We start from the raw sequence: 13,141 nt of genomic DNA on the forward strand, positions 1-13,141 counted from the left end.
GGAAAAATACCGGATGTATCAGTCTACTCGACCTCGAGCCCGTCCCGGACCGCCAGTGTTCGCTCGGCCAGCGCCGCGGCGTCGTCGGCCAGCAGTTTCACCATCGGTTCCCGCCCGACGCCGCCCCGGTCGACGACCGCGACGGGCGACCCCTCCGCTCGCTCGAACGCCCTCTCGGCCAGCCACCGCTGGATCGACTCCGGCGCGTCGGGTGCGGCATCGTGGACTGTGACGACCTCGCCGTCCAGATCGGACAGCGCTGCCGCCACGTCGTCGTCGACCCGGCAGTTCACCGCGAACCGCCGGGCGGCGTCGAACTCCCGGCAGGCGATCAGGAAGTGCGCGACGTGACTCGACGCGCCGAAGCGAACCCCCCGGTTGGGCCGGACGCCCGAGAGCGTCCGCGTAATTCTGCCTTCGACGGCAGCTGTCTCGTCGGGACGTTCGGCGTAGGGGGTCGCACCGACGACGTTCATCCCGACTTCGGGGACCAGTGGTGACACGTCGCGGTCGACGAACCGCTCGACGACCTCGGTGACGCGCTCGGCCGTCGGTTCGCGGGCGGCCCGGTTCCGACGCTCGACCGTGTGATGGACGCTGCCCGGTCCCTCACCCACGTCCAGCGGGTAGCGCACGGCCCGCGCGAGCAGGTCGACGCCGGTCGCGACGGCCGCCGAGAGGTCGGCCCCGCGAGCCAGGTGGGCCGCGATGGCGCTGGAGAGGGTACACCCCGACCCGTGAGTCGCGTCGGTCTCGACGCGGGGGTGACGGAACGTCTCGACGGTCTCCTCGGTCACCAGCACGTCCACGACCTCGTCGGTTCGGTCGTCGTCGGCGAACTCGACGTGGCCGCCCTTGACCAGCGCGGCGGTCGCGCCGAGGTCGCGCAGTTGCTCGCCCACCGCCTGCATCTCCGCTTCGGTCTCCGGCTCGATCCCGGTCAGGACTGTCGCCTCGTCGGCGTTGGGCGTCACGAGCGTCGCCGCACCGATCAGGTCCTCGTAGGCCGCCTCCGCTTCGGGTTCGAGCAGGCGGTCGCCCGAGGCCGCGACCATCACCGGGTCGACCACGAGGTTCGGGAGGCGGTCGGCATAGCTCTCGACCGTCTCGACGACCTCGGCGGTCGCGAGCATCCCCGTCTTCACCGCGCCCACGTCGAAGTCGTCGAGGACGGCGTCCAGCTGGGCCTCGATCTCCGCGGTCGGGAGCAGGTGGGTCCCCTCGACGCCGCGGGTGTTCTGTGCCGTGACGCTCGTGATCGCGCTGGTCCCGAACGCCCCGCAGGCCTCCATCGTCTTCAGGTCCGCCTGGATGCCCGCGCCACCGCCGGAATCGCTGCCGGCGACGGTCAGCGCGACCGGCCGGGACTCCGGTGCCGCTCGTCGTTTCATACCCCCAAGTCCGGCCGGGACACACTAAGTTGCTGGCGGTGCGGTCCGTCGACTCCGAGCGAGTGCCACTCCCTTATCCATCCTAGTATGCTAACAATACTCCATACAACATTCAGCACAATACTTATATTCGACAACGGCTCCCATACGGGTGAGACGCGACGGACGTGGTGTGATGACACGGCGCGACCGCGCGTGAACACAACAATGGCAGAACCAGCAGAACGGATCGATTCCGAGATCGACGAGAAGTACGGCGAGTTCGAGACCGACGACGGCGACCTGATCGTCTACGACCGCGACGACAAGGCGGCGTGGATCCAGTCCAACACAGTCACGCCGGTCGAGCAATAATCACTCCAGTTTCTCCGCGTACTCCTCCACGGCCGCCCAGAATGGGTCCTATCCCGGGTGGTCCTGTTCCTGGCCGTCGACGGCCAGCCCCGACCTCGCGACGACCTCGCCCACGTCGGCGGCTGGAATCCCCTCGTCGTCGAGGGCCGCGAGTACGTCGTCGACCCCCGACGGGCCGACCGTCGCCAGGCGCGTCCCCCCGCTGATCGAGATCCAGGGATCGATGCCGAAGAAGTCACACGCCTCGACGACGCCGTGCTGGACCGGCACCGCGTCCCGTTCGATCTCGATTCGGACGTCCGCGGCGCGGCCCATCTCGAACAGTCCGCCGTAGATGCCACACTCGGTGGCGTCGTGCATCGCCGTCACCGGGCCCGCCGCCGCGGCCGTCAGCGCGTCCCTGACGGGACTCATGTCGTAGACGCGGTCCTGTGTGGCCTGCAGCGTGTCGGCGTCGACGGCCTCGGCCAGCAGGGGTTCGTACTGGATCGAGAGGGGTCCCGTGGCCTCGATGGCCGGCTTCGTGTCGCTCGTCACCGTCGCTCCCGTCGCGCTCGAACGCGTCGTCGTCAGGCTCGGGACGGTGCTGAAGTTCCTCGGCGAGGAGGGCGAATCGAGCGCCTGACCCGTCGGGTCACCGTCGCGACTGGCTCTCTCGTATCGCGTCTTTTTCCCGTTTCAAGCCACTGGAACGGCTATGCCCGACACCACCGGCGACGACCGGATCACCGTCTACTCCGACTACGTCTGTCCGTTCTGTTATCTCGGCCGGCACTCGCTGGCGGAGTACCAGGACGAACGCGACGAGGACCTCGTGATCGACTGGCACCCCTTCGACCTCCGGGCCGGCAAGCGCAACCCCGACGGGAGCATCGACCACGACGTGGACGACGGCAAAGACGAGGACTACTACGAACAGGCCAAAGAGAACGTCCGCCGCCTGCAGGACGAGTACGACGTGGCGATGGACCTCGAACTCTCCCGGGACATCGACTCCCTGTCCGCCCAGATCGCCTCGGTCCGCGTCCGCGACGAGTACGACTACGACACGTGGCTGGACTTCGACTGGGCCATCTTCGAGGCCCTCTGGACCGAAGGGCGCGACATCGGCGAGCCGGACGTGTTGGCCGACCTCGCCGAGGACACCGGCGTCGACCCCGACGACGTTCGGGCGGCCCTCGACGACGACGACCTCCGCGAGCGCGTCCGCACGCTGTTCGACGACGCGAAAAACCAGGGCGTCAGCGGCGTGCCGACGTTCACGTACGACGGGTACGCCGCCCGCGGCGCGGTCCCGCCCGAGCAGTTGCGACGGCTGGTCGAGGGAAGTTAGGTATCTCTCGTGTACAGTATCTGCGGTTTGATGGTTCGGTCCCTGCAGATGCTCACCCGGCGACAGACCTGACACGGATTCGGAAGTGATGGTCCTGATCCCATAGTTCAAGCTGATGGGGACAATACCATAGTACGAGATGGGCCGCGAGGTCATCGAAGACGTCGAGGACCGCGACGGTAACCTGGTCGTCCGGCGGAAAATTCACCGCACCGACGACCCGAAGTTCCCGAGTGGGTATCGGTACGCGCTCCGCTACGGGCACACCGACGGCCGTGGCACCATCCCCCGATACGACAACGAGAACCGGACGCCGGGTCGTCACGAGCGACACACGCCCGACGGTATCGAGGAGATCGAGTTCCCGGGAATGCTGGCACTCCGGAACCGTTTCACGACCGAAATCGAGGACCTACCATGACCACGGACACGCTGAAAATCACGTTCGGACAGGCCGACGAACACGCCGATGCGGCCCGGGACCGCCTGCGAAAAGCGGAAGCCGGCGAGCGCGGCGGGGAGATCGAACAGGATGCCCGGTTCATCCTGAACTTCGAGGACTTCGGCGAGGTCGAACGCCTCATGCGAACGTCGAATCTGACGCTGCTGGAAGCCATCGTGAACGACCGGCCCGATAGTATTCGTCAGACTGCGGCGGCTGTCGACCGCGACTACAAGGAAGTCCATCGGAACCTGAAAGAACTGGAGTCACTGGGAGTGGTCGAGTTCGAGGACGACGGTGCGAGCAAACGACCGGTCCTCAGAGGTGGTGCAGAGACCGTCGACATCTCGTTCAGTATCGGACGCGGTACTGTCGGTGGTCACTCCGGTGCCTCCGCCTGACTTCCGGAACGAAATTTGTCGGAGACTGCCCCGACTACAGGTCCTCGTCCTCGGACCGAAGCGGCTCGCTCAACCGGTCCTCGGTCTCTTCCTCCAGCTTGTACCGCTGGACTTTCTGGGTCGCGCTCCGAGGCAGTTCGTCCACGAAGAACACCCGGCGCGGGTGGGCGTAGGACGGGACGTAATCCAGCGTGAACTCCCGGAGTTCCTCTTCGTTCACGTCTGTCCCCTCCGCGAGGACGACGTAGGCGACGGGGGCTTCACCTTTCACCTCGTGGGGTGCGCCGACCACGGCGGCCTCCTCAACGTCGGGGTGTTCGTAGAGGGCGTCCTCGACCTCCGCGGGGTAGATGTTCTCCCCGCCGGCGATGATCATGTCGTCGGCGCGGTCGACGATCCAGAAGTAGCCGTCCTCGTCGACACGGGCGATGTCTTTCGTGTAGAAGTAGCCCTCGTCGTCGAACACCTGTTCGTTCTTTTCCGGGCGGTTGTAGTAGCCCTCGAAGACGTTGGGGCCCCGGATCGCGATTTCGCCGGTGACCGATTCCTCGTCCTCGAAGTCGAGGTCGTCGTCGGGGAACGGCTCCAGTTGGTCGGTCGATACCTTCGTCTCCCGCGTCTCGGGATCGACGAGCTTGATCTCCACGTCGTCCAGCACTGGCCCGACACAGCCGGCGGCCTTCTGGACGCCGCGAGAGGGTTCGACCGTGCCGGCGGGTGCCGTCTCGGTCATCCCCCAGCCCTCGACCATCGGTACGTCCCACTCCGCCATGATCTCCCGCCGGGTCGCGTCCGCGAGGGGCGCGGCCGCGCAGGTGACCGAGTCGAGACTCGAGAGGTCGTACTCCCCGGGGTTCTCGCGGTACTCCCGGAACATCATCGTGTACATCGCGGGGACGCCCGCGAAGTTGGTCACGTCGTTGTTCTGGATCGCGTTCAGCATCGGCTCCGGTTCGGGCTGGGCGACCAGCACCATCTTCGAACCGCTGTACAGGCCGGACCCGAGCAGGGCGTTCAGCCCGTAGATGTGGAAGAGTGGCAGGACGAGCAGGAAGGTGTCGTCCGGGTCGAGCGGGAGCCCGCCGTTGTCGTAGGCCGCGATGGTCGACAGCAGGTTCCCGTGGGTCAACTGCACCCCTTTGGGCTTGCCCGTCGTCCCGCTGGTGTAGGGCTGGACCGCTACGTCCTCGAACTCGCGGTCGACGCCGTGGGCCTCGCGGTCGAATGTCTCCGCGTGGTCGGCGATGGCGTGCGAGTAGTTGACCACGCCGTCGTCGGAGACGCCCGGCAAAAAGAGCGTCCCGACCTCGGCGGCCGCGGCCAGCTCCTGGACCTCGTCGGCGAGGAAGGGCGAGCCAAAGAGTACGTCGATGCCCGCGTCCTGAATGACGAAGGCCAGCGTCTCCGGGTCCATCCGGAGGTTCAGCGGGACCGGGATCGCGCCGGCCTTGATCGCCCCGAAGTAGCTCTTTGGGAATCGTGGTGTGTTGGGAATGAACAGCCCGACGCGGTCGCCCGCCCCGACGCCGTGGTCGACGAGCATGTTCGCGACTTGGTTGGCCTCGGCCTCTACCTCCGCGAAACTCGTCTCCAGTCCCTGGAAGACGAACGCCGTTTGCTCCCCGTACCTGTCCGCCGCCATCGACGGCAGGTCGCCCATGTGTGCCAGTTGGTTACCGTTGTAATACTCCATGCCTGTCATCATCTCTCTCACACACCATAAGCGAGGGGGGCCACTCACACGGCCGAAGGTCACCCCTCCAGGTCGGTGGCCGCCGCCCGCAGGTCCGCGCGGGTGTTGACGTTCCGGAGCGAGTCTAGCGTGGCGTGGGTCTCGATCTCCCCTTCCGGGACGAAGACCCAGTCGAGATCGTTCAGGGCGGCGAAGACCGCTCGCTGGTCCCGGGCGAGCGCGGCCTCGCAGGCCGCGACGGTCGCCTCGGTCCGGTAGACCGCCTGCAGGGGTTGATCGCGCCCGTCGACGCGCGGAACCGCGGCGTCGTGTCCCTGCGCCCGCTCGGCGAGGTACTCGACCAGCGCGGGCGCGACGAAGGGCATGTCACAGGCCACGACGACCGCGAACTCGGTCTCGACCGCGCGCAGGCCGGTCAAGATACCTGTCATCGGCCCGCGGTCGGGGTCGTCGTCCTCGGCGACGGTCACGGAGTGGTCGTAGCCCGCCAGCGCGGCCGCGATGCTCCCTCGCTGGTCGGGGCGGCAGTTGACGACCAGTCGGTCGATCACGGGTGCGAGACGGTCGGCGACCCGTCGGAGCATGGGCGTGCCCGCGAGGTCGGCGACGGCCTTGTCGCCGTCCCCGAACCGCGTGGAGTACCCGCCCGCGACGATCACACCCGTTCGCATGACCGGCGCTACGAACCCGGCCCACAAGAAGGCCGCCCCGAACGGCCGACCGCGGCCCGCCGGCCATCCGGAGGGCATATGCCGTCCGCGACACTGCGGTCGCCCATGGACGCGGCGCTTGGCCCACCCGAACGGATGGCGGACCGGGCCGACGAACTGACGCCGATGATGTCGCAGTACTTCGAGCTGTGTTCGGCCTACGAGGACTCCCTGGTCCTCTTTCAGGTGGGGGATTTCTACGAAGCGTTCTGTGACGCCGCCGAGCGGGTATCGCGACTCTGTGAGATCACCCTCACGAAGCGGGAGGACTCGACTGGCGAGTACCCGATGGCCGGCATCCCCATCGACAACGCCGAGAGCTACATCGAGACCCTGCTGGACGCGGGCTACCGCGTGGCCGTCGCCGATCAGGTACAGGACCCAGATGAGGCGACTGGCGTCGTCGACCGTGCGGTCACCCGCATCGTCACGCCCGGCACGCTCACCGAGGACGAACTCCTCCGGACCGACGACAACAACTTCGTCGCCTGTCTCGCTCGCTCGGGGGACCGGTACGGGCTGGCCCTGCTGGACGTGTCCACCGGCGATTTCTACGTCACCAGCACGACCGACGAGTCCGCCGTCGCCGACGAACTCGGCCGGTTCAGTCCCTCAGAAGCCGTCGTCGGTCCCGACGCCCCGACCGACCCCTTCGACGACGACTGCATGGTGACGCCCCACGACCGGAGTGCCTTCGAGGGAGACAGTCCCGAACGGCTCGTCGAGTCGTACTTCGGCGACCCCGGGACCGTCCTCGGGACCGCGGCCGAAGTTCGGGCCTGTGGAGCCCTGCTTGATTATGCCGAATATACGAGAGGTGCGGAGGGCGACGACACCGACGGCGAGCGCGACCGACTGGACTATCTCAACCACGTCACCCGATACGACCCGCGCGAGTACATGCTACTGGACCGGGTGGCCCTGGAGAGTCTGGAACTGTTCGAGCGCCGGGCCGTCCACGGCCGCGCCGGGGCGACGCTCGTGGAGGTGCTGGACGAGACCGCCTGCGCCCTGGGGAGCCGCGAGCTGAAAGACTGGCTCCGGCGACCGCTGACCGAGCGCGAAGCCATCGAGGCCCGTCACGACGCGGTCGGCGAACTCGCCGGCGACGTGCGAACTCGTGAGCGCCTCCACGACCGCCTGCGGGACGTGTACGACGTGGAGCGGCTGATCTCGCGAGTCTCACGGGCCCGAGCCAACGCCCGCGACCTGCGGTCGCTGAAAGACACCCTCGACGTGGTGCCCGAGATCGAAGCCGCGCTGGCCGACGCCGACTGCGCCACGCTCCGGGAGATCCGGGCCGACCTCGACGCGCTCGACGAGATCAGGGACCTGATCGGACGTGCGATCCGCGCGGAACCACCCATCGAGGTTACCGAGGGCGGCGTCATCGCCCCGGGATACGACGAGCGACTGGACGACCTCAGAGAGACCGAACGCTCCGGCAAGCAGTGGATCGACTCGCTGGAGGCGCAAGAGCGCGATCGGACGGGGATCGACTCGCTGAAGGTGGGCCACAACTCCGTCCACGGCTACTACATCGAGGTCACGAACGCCAATCTCGACTCGGTGCCCGACGACTACACGCGCCGCCAGACCCTGAAAAACTCCGAACGGTTCTACACACCCGAACTCAAAGCGAGGGAGGACGAGATCATCCAGGCCGAACAGCGCGCCGACGACCTCGAATACGACCTGTTCCGAGAGGTCCGGGACACCGTCGCCGCCGAGTCCGAACGAATCCAGACGCTGGCCGACACGCTCGCCCGACTGGACGTGCTGGCTTCGTTCGCCACCGTCGCCGCCGAGTACGACTACGCCCGTCCCGCGTTCGTCGACGACCCGAACCGAACCGAGATCGAGGGCGGACGCCACCCCGTCGTCGAGCGCACGCAGGAATCGTTCGTTCCCAACGACACCCACCTCGACGCCGAGAACTGCTTCGCTGTCCTGACGGGACCGAACATGAGCGGGAAGTCCACCTACATGCGCCAGGTGGCGCTGATTCAACTCCTGGCCCAGGCCGGTAGCTTCGTCCCTGCCGCCGACGCCCGCCTCTCGCTAGTCGACCGGGTGTTCACTCGCGTCGGGGCCAGCGACGACATCGCCGGCGGGAAGTCGACGTTCATGGTCGAGATGACCGAACTCGCCGAGATTCTGGCGAGTGCCACCGACAGTTCGCTGATCCTGCTGGACGAGGTGGGGCGAGGCACCAGCACCACCGACGGCCTCGCCATCGCCCGCGCAGTGACCGAGTACGTCCACGACGAGATCGGCGCGCGGACGCTTTTCGCCACCCACCACCACGAACTCACCGACGCCGCCGACGCGCTCGACGGCGTGTTCAACCTGCACTTCGCGGCGGATCAGGACGGCCAGGACGTGGTCTTCGATCACGAAATTCGCCAGGGTCCCGCCGCTGCCTCCTACGGTGTCGAGGTCGCCCGCGAGGCCGGGATTCCGGACGCCGTCGTGGACCGCTCCCGGGAACTGCTCGACGCCGACACCGCCGACCGGTCGGAGCACGGAAAGAACGTGACCAACGGGCACCGGCCGGACGCGCGGACGAACGGCGAGACCGCCGCGACGGCGGACGATGCGACGGCGGGCCGGTCGGGTGACGACGGGGCGGCGGACGCGGACCCCGACCTCGCCGAGACCATCCGCGAGCAGAATCTCGCGACGACGACGCCGATGGAGGCGCTGGCGCTGTTACAGGATCTCCAGGAGCGAGTGGAGGACGAGTGACCGTCCGGTGTCGCCGCCGGGGCGGCGTGGTTGTGGATCCCGGGACCGGCCCGACCGCGGCGTGTCAGGCGGTCGGACTGCCGGCGGCTCCCTCGTCGGTCGTCGCGTCGCTCGCCGGGTCCGCCGACCCCGTCTCGAACGCCCGGGCGTTCTGCCAGACGAAGTAGAGGTACGGTGTCTTCGCCACCACGTCGAGGTACGCGATGATCATGCTGAGTCCCACGCCCGACATGAGGCCGAACCCGGCCGGGCCGACCAGCCAGACGTTCGGGTACGCCAGCCACAGGAGGCCGACGTGGTTCTGGAGGAGTTTGAACAGCCCCTTGCGTTTCGGCTCGTCCGGGAGGTACTGGGGTAAGACGACGTAGAGGACGACCAACAGCGACGCGTGGCCGAGCCCCGACAGGCCGAGGGACAGCCACTTCGTGGGGCCGGTCGTCACTGTCGCGACCGCGCCCAGCAGGATCATCGCGCCGTCGGCCGCGGCCAGCCCGACGATCCACCGGCGGGGTGCGCCGGCGACGTACCCGATGTACCCGACCAGTATCGGCGTCGTGATCAGCCAGTCGACGTACCGCGGGACGACGATCGACTGCTCCCCGACCGTCAGCGTCCCGATGTCGAAAAACATCAGAACGTAGGACGCGCCGGCGACGACCGGGATGACGAGGAGGTACTTGAACGCGCCCCGCTCCGCGAGGGCCGGATCGTCGGTGAGCAACCGCCACCCGATCCAGACCCCGACGCCGAAGCCGAGGACCGCGAGCGCGTACAGGACCCGGACCGGGTCGACGGGCAAGGCGACCATCAGCGCTCACCCCCGTCGGTCGCGGCGGCGCTGTGATGGCGGCCGGGTTCGGTCGTCACCTCGAACCGGTCGATCTCGCCGATCAGTTCGTTCGCGGTCGTCTCGAAGCCCCGCATCGTCGCCGTGATCTCGTCGACGGCGCTCGCCTGGTTCGTGACGGTGTCCGCGATTGTCTCGGCGGAGTCTTCCGTCTCGCGGCTCCGATCGGTCACCTCGTTGATCGCCGCCGCGGTCGCCTCGACGGTCTGTGCCTGGTCGTCGGTGGCGTCGCTGATCTCGAACACGCCGTCGTTGATGTCCTCCATCGAGTCGGCGATCTCCTCCAGTTCGCTGAGCGCGTCCTCGACGGTCTCGACGCCGTCCTGGACGCGCGTTCGGGTCGCCCGGACCGACGCGGCCGCCTCGTCGGTCTCGGTCTGGACCTCCTCGACCATCGCGGCGATCTCGTCGGCCCGTTGCTGGGTCTCCTCGGCCAGTTGCTTCACCTCGTCGGCGACGACGGCGAACCCGTCGCCGGCCTCGTCGCCGGAGCCGCCCTCGCCGGCGCGGGCGGCCTCGATGGAGGCGTTCAGCGCGAGGATGTTCGTCTGCTCGGCGATGTCGCGGATGATCGCCACGATGTCCGTGATCTCGTCGGCGCTGTCGGCCAGCGTCTCGATCTGTTCGACCGTCTCGGCGGTCTCTTGCTGGATCCGCTCCATCTCCTCGATCGCGTCGGTCGCGGCCGTCCGGGCCTGGTCGCTGGCCGCGGTCGCCTCCTCGCTCCGGCTCGCGAGGTCGTCGGCGGTCGCGGCGATCTCCTCGGCGGCGGCCGACATGCTGTCGATGTCCTGGGCCGTCGACTCCAGTTTCTCCCGCTGTGTCCGGGTCTCCTCGGTGATCCCGGCCGCGGTCTCCGCGGCGTCGTCGACGTTTCGCTCGATCCGCTCGGCGCTGTCGGCGACGGTCCGTGCCTCGTTCTGGATCTCGGTCGCGAACGACCGCACGTCCTCGAACGCGGCGGTGAGGTCGTCCATCGTCGCGTTGAACTCGCGGCCGATCGTGGCCAGCGCGTCGTGGTCGGTCTCGACGTCGATCCGCCGCGTCAGGTCGCCCGCCGCCACCGCCTGCATCGTCTCGGCGTACTGCTCGGCCGCGGCCCGGTACTCGGTCGCCAACTCGGACGCCTCCTCCCGGGCCTGCTCGGCCTCCTCCCGGGCCGTCTCGGCGTCCTCTCTCGCGGCCTCAGCCTCCCGCTTTGCTGCCTCCAGGTCCTCTATCCGACTCGCCAGCGACTCGCGCATCTCGTCGAGCGTCACGTACAGCTGGCCGATCTCGTCGACCCGCTCGGTCTCGACCCTGGTCTCGAAGTTCCCGTCCGCGATCTCGTTCGCCTGTTCTTCCAGTTCGGACACGGCTGCGATCGTCGCCGTGCCTGTCACCGACCCGAGCGCCAGCAGCCCGGACAACCCGGCCACGACCGTCGCCGCGAGGTTCCCCGTTCCGACCGCCACGACGACGATCAACAACCCGGTCGTCCCGTACCCGAGGAACAGTTTCAACCCGAAACTCCGCCGGACCCGTTCCAACATGCCTGACTGTTGGCTCTCACCATGTTATATGACGGGCCGCGATTATCACGAATTAATATGGTCTCACACCGCGGAAAAATCAACTCCGGCCGTGAGCGGTCGGAACGGGTCAGGCCGCGGGTTCCAGCGCCACGAACTCCATGCCCTGCTCGGCGAGCAGTCGCCGCGCCCGGTCCGTCACAGAGGGCGCGACCAGAATCCCGCGCACGTCGGCCTCGGCGTGGAGGTCACGCTCCAGGGCGTCGACGTAGCGGCCGAGTTGCCCCACCGCATCCGGCCCGACCCGCCTGCGTTTCAACTCCACGACGACCCGCCGCCCCTGTCCGTCCTCGCCGAAGATGTCCACCGCGCCCGCCGGCGTCTCGCGCTCTGTCGCCAGCGGGGTAAAGCCCGACTCGACGAGGTCCGGGTTGTCGAGGACCCGCTCCCGGAGGTCCTCCTCGGTGCCTTCGAGGGCGAGTTCGGTCTCGTCGGTCACGTCGTAGGCGGTGACCTGGATTATCTCCGCGAAGCGGACCAGCAACTCCTCCTCGGGCGTCGAGCGCAGGCTGTGGAGTTCGAGGCGGCCGTCGGTCAGCCGGGCCTCCTGGGTCGAGCCCGGCGGTTGCCAGTTGACCGGCTGGTGGCCCTCGTCGGTGTGGACCAGCGTCGTCCCGTCGGGCTTGCAGACGACGAGCCGGTCGCCCGGGCCGAGATGGCTCGACGCCCGGCCCTCGTACTCGACCGTACAGGTGCCGAAGACCGAGACCACGTCCTCGCGTTCGATGGCGGCGGCGACCGCCTCCCGGGCGTCGGCGGGCGTCGGACTCGCGAGGGTCGTCACTGCGGCCGCGTCCTCGGCGTCCACACTCCCGTCACCCTCGTCTGTCACTGCCCGGCCGTAGTCACGGTCGGCGGATAAGCGCGTCGGGAGCGGGCGACGGCGGTGAATCGGGTGAGAACGCCTCGAAAGCCCTCGGCCGTCTCGACTCCCGCGGCTCGCTGTGCGCTTCGGCCGCGACGCGGCCTGCAGTGCTTGCGTCGCCGGGGTTCGTCGAGACGACCTCGCCCTTTCAGTCCGCCAGGATGTGGAAGCAGCGCCTGCAGATACTGACTGTTCCCGAACCGCCTCAGTCCCCCCACCCTTCCGGATCGGCGTCGGGCCCGAGGTGGACCGTCCGGCCCTCGGCGTGCCAGGACCGGACTTCGCTGGCCAGGAAGGATCTGGCGGTGGCCAGTGGGAGGCGGTCTGCCCGGACCATCGCCAGCGTGGCGGCTTTCAGCCCGGCGACGCGGCCGCGCAGGAACTCCCCGTCCGGTTCCACGCGGTCGGGATCGACGCCGACCAGCGCGCCGTCCCGGGGACGGACCGTGTCGTGACCCGGCAGGCCGAACCAGGCCGCGAGGTACGGCTGGACGGTTCCGTCGGCCGCGACGACGTAGCAGGCGTCGTAGGTCTGCCAGTCGACGTGGCTGGTCAGGAGGTCCTCGAACGACCGGTCGGTCGCCAGCGGGTCCGGGTCGACGCCGGTGAGCGAGCCGGTGCCGTCGGTCGGGCCGAACCGGCTCCCCGGCCGGATCGCGGCGAGTGACGCCGCCAAGAGCCACTCGTGGGCACCCCAGTGTGCGTAGTGGAGGTCGTATCGGCTGTCCGTCCGTTCGTAGGCGACGAGTGCGCGCTGTCCCACGGTGGTCACGGGCCGGGCTGGTC

At 68.3% G+C, this 13,141-nt stretch carries 13 protein-coding genes; 5 read left to right on the forward strand and 8 right to left on the reverse strand.

Annotated features, from left to right (window positions below; genetic code table 11):
* Positions 1–23: 23 nt before the first annotated feature.
* Positions 24–1,391, reverse strand: a complete 1,368-nt coding sequence (gene thiD / locus MU521_RS14870; protein ID WP_092693562.1) for a bifunctional hydroxymethylpyrimidine kinase/phosphomethylpyrimidine kinase — start codon at positions 1,389–1,391, stop codon at positions 24–26.
* Between the two features lie 207 nt (positions 1,392–1,598).
* On the opposite strand from thiD, the gene MU521_RS14875 reads away from it, so the two are divergent.
* Positions 1,599–1,745 carry a DUF7331 family protein gene (locus tag MU521_RS14875; protein WP_175452892.1) on the forward strand — a complete coding sequence of 49 codons (147 nt, stop codon included), beginning with the start codon at positions 1,599–1,601 and terminating at the stop codon, positions 1,743–1,745.
* Positions 1,746–1,793: 48 nt separating this feature from the next.
* On the opposite strand, the gene MU521_RS14880 is transcribed toward MU521_RS14875, so the two are convergent.
* Entirely contained in the window at positions 1,794–2,282 is a 489-nt protein-coding gene (locus MU521_RS14880; protein ID WP_245681196.1) for an AIR synthase-related protein, read from the reverse strand.
* Positions 2,283–2,442: 160 nt separating this feature from the next.
* On the opposite strand from MU521_RS14880, the gene MU521_RS14885 reads away from it, so the two are divergent.
* From MU521_RS14885 to MU521_RS14895, 3 genes are all read left to right on the forward strand, one after another.
* Complete coding sequence (locus tag MU521_RS14885; protein WP_092693560.1) at positions 2,443–3,078, forward strand: DsbA family oxidoreductase; 636 nt, start codon at positions 2,443–2,445, stop codon at positions 3,076–3,078.
* A 139-nt stretch (positions 3,079–3,217) separates the two neighbouring features.
* A complete protein-coding gene (locus MU521_RS14890; protein ID WP_092693558.1) occupies positions 3,218–3,499 on the forward strand; it encodes a toxin-antitoxin system TumE family protein in 282 nt (93 codons plus the stop codon).
* On the forward strand, positions 3,496–3,921 hold the full coding sequence (locus MU521_RS14895) for an HVO_A0114 family putative DNA-binding protein (protein WP_092693557.1): 426 nt from the start codon (positions 3,496–3,498) through the stop codon (positions 3,919–3,921). Before MU521_RS14890 ends, MU521_RS14895 begins: the two co-directional genes overlap by 4 nt.
* 34 nt (positions 3,922–3,955) lie before the next feature.
* On the opposite strand, the gene MU521_RS14900 is transcribed toward MU521_RS14895, so the two are convergent.
* Positions 3,956–5,614 (reverse strand): class I adenylate-forming enzyme family protein, encoded by a 1,659-nt coding sequence (locus tag MU521_RS14900; protein ID WP_092693555.1) that lies wholly within the window; start codon positions 5,612–5,614, stop codon positions 3,956–3,958.
* Between the two features lie 59 nt (positions 5,615–5,673).
* Positions 5,674–6,285 (reverse strand): molybdenum cofactor guanylyltransferase, encoded by a 612-nt coding sequence (gene mobA, locus MU521_RS14905; protein WP_092693554.1) that lies wholly within the window; start codon positions 6,283–6,285, stop codon positions 5,674–5,676.
* A gap of 105 nt (positions 6,286–6,390) precedes the next feature.
* On the opposite strand from mobA, the gene mutS reads away from it, so the two are divergent.
* Positions 6,391–9,072 (forward strand): DNA mismatch repair protein MutS, encoded by a 2,682-nt coding sequence (gene mutS / locus MU521_RS14910; protein WP_092693552.1) that lies wholly within the window; start codon positions 6,391–6,393, stop codon positions 9,070–9,072.
* Between the two features lie 64 nt (positions 9,073–9,136).
* Here mutS and MU521_RS14915 read toward each other — a convergent pair whose 3' ends face one another.
* The 4 genes from MU521_RS14915 to MU521_RS14930 all read right to left on the reverse strand — a co-directional run bounded on the left by MU521_RS14915 (position 9,137) and on the right by MU521_RS14930 (position 13,127).
* Positions 9,137–9,880, reverse strand: coding sequence for a bacteriorhodopsin (locus tag MU521_RS14915; protein ID WP_092693551.1), 744 nt, complete (start codon positions 9,878–9,880; stop codon positions 9,137–9,139).
* Positions 9,880–11,451, reverse strand: a complete 1,572-nt coding sequence (locus MU521_RS14920; RefSeq protein ID WP_092693549.1) for a methyl-accepting chemotaxis protein — start codon at positions 11,449–11,451, stop codon at positions 9,880–9,882. Before MU521_RS14920 ends, MU521_RS14915 begins: the two co-directional genes overlap by 1 nt.
* Positions 11,452–11,560: 109 nt before the next feature.
* Complete coding sequence (gene nucS, locus MU521_RS14925; protein WP_394327228.1) at positions 11,561–12,322, reverse strand: endonuclease NucS; 762 nt, start codon at positions 12,320–12,322, stop codon at positions 11,561–11,563.
* 238 nt (positions 12,323–12,560) lie between these two features.
* The gene (locus MU521_RS14930) at positions 12,561–13,127 is read right to left on the reverse strand and encodes a DUF6735 family protein (protein ID WP_092693546.1); all 567 of its coding nucleotides are present in this window, start codon (positions 13,125–13,127) and stop codon (positions 12,561–12,563) included.
* Positions 13,128–13,141 lie beyond the last annotated feature (14 nt).

Source organism: Halorientalis regularis (assembly GCF_023698535.1).
GTDB lineage: Archaea > Halobacteriota > Halobacteria > Halobacteriales > Haloarculaceae > Halorientalis > Halorientalis regularis.

Excerpts from the sequence above, each read along its gene's own strand:
- MU521_RS14875 (WP_175452892.1), top strand. The coding sequence starts at position 1,599 with ATGGCAGAACCAGCAGAACGGATCGATTCCGAGATCGACGAGAAGTAC.
- thiD (WP_092693562.1), bottom strand. The coding sequence starts at position 1,391 with ATGAAACGACGAGCGGCACCGGAGTCCCGGCCGGTCGCGCTGACCGTC.
- mutS (WP_092693552.1), top strand. The coding sequence starts at position 6,391 with ATGGACGCGGCGCTTGGCCCACCCGAACGGATGGCGGACCGGGCCGAC.
- MU521_RS14920 (WP_092693549.1), bottom strand. The coding sequence starts at position 11,451 with ATGTTGGAACGGGTCCGGCGGAGTTTCGGGTTGAAACTGTTCCTCGGG.
- MU521_RS14895 (WP_092693557.1), top strand. The coding sequence starts at position 3,496 with ATGACCACGGACACGCTGAAAATCACGTTCGGACAGGCCGACGAACAC.
- mobA (WP_092693554.1), bottom strand. The coding sequence starts at position 6,285 with ATGCGAACGGGTGTGATCGTCGCGGGCGGGTACTCCACGCGGTTCGGG.
- MU521_RS14885 (WP_092693560.1), top strand. The coding sequence starts at position 2,443 with ATGCCCGACACCACCGGCGACGACCGGATCACCGTCTACTCCGACTAC.
- MU521_RS14900 (WP_092693555.1), bottom strand. The coding sequence starts at position 5,614 with ATGGAGTATTACAACGGTAACCAACTGGCACACATGGGCGACCTGCCG.
- MU521_RS14890 (WP_092693558.1), top strand. The coding sequence starts at position 3,218 with ATGGGCCGCGAGGTCATCGAAGACGTCGAGGACCGCGACGGTAACCTG.
- MU521_RS14915 (WP_092693551.1), bottom strand. The coding sequence starts at position 9,880 with ATGGTCGCCTTGCCCGTCGACCCGGTCCGGGTCCTGTACGCGCTCGCG.